Here is a 698-nt window from a genome sequence, read left to right as displayed (position 1 = left end):
ACGAACTAAGAATAAAGCCACGACAAAACCAAGGCCATAAGTCGCGTAGCCAAATTTGAAGAATTCAAAGGCAAAACTAAATACCGTTGTCCCAATGGCACCATAAACTAAAGTAGTCGTATCATAGCGTTCGTATTTGGTAACAAAGAAGCCCGCTTCAGTACCCAGTCCTTGAATTAAGCCAGAAAGTAAAACGCCAGCCCCAAAATATGACCCATATAGCATCTCGGCAAGGGCGGCAAAGACCTCACCTAACAAGGCACTACCCACTTTCGGGATCAACATACCCGCTACTGGCGCTGCAATCGTCCACATACCAAATAGGATTTCATTGGCAAATGGCGTTAAACCAAACGGTGTTAATAGGGACACTAAAATGGCATATAGGACACCAGCGCCCATAAATACGGCTCCAAATAAGAAAGCTAGAAATGCTAAAAAGATGACGTCGGGCAAGGCCCATTTAAATTTTTCCATCAAAAAAACCCCTTTTCCTATATTTTAAAAATAGAGGCATAAGGGGTGAGCAAAGGCGAATTCGCTTCTTGTTTTAAACACTTTAATAAACTATCCAGACACACTTGGTCCGATAGTTTCCGTATCATAAACATTTTTACATTTCCCTTCGCCAGTATTAACTGTGTCAGGTTCAATGGGTATAATCTCAGCTTTCGGCACCCCAAATGTCACTACTATAT

The 698-nt window shown here is 41.7% G+C and carries 1 protein-coding gene and 1 riboswitch; the gene reads right to left on the bottom strand.

The genetic code is table 11. From position 1 onward, the window contains the following. Nucleotides 1-477 (bottom strand): ECF transporter S component (locus tag ACRCJ0_RS17705; protein ID WP_431391461.1); only part of this gene is annotated, 477 nt, incomplete at its 3' end. A gap of 126 nt (nucleotides 478-603) precedes the next feature. Next, nucleotides 604-692, bottom strand: a riboswitch (TPP riboswitch). Nucleotides 693-698: the final 6 nt, after the last annotated feature.

The organism is Aerococcus sp. L_32, assembly GCF_050689315.1.
Note: the sequence above shows the minus strand (reverse complement) of the source record. Positions and strands in the feature narration are given on the sequence as shown.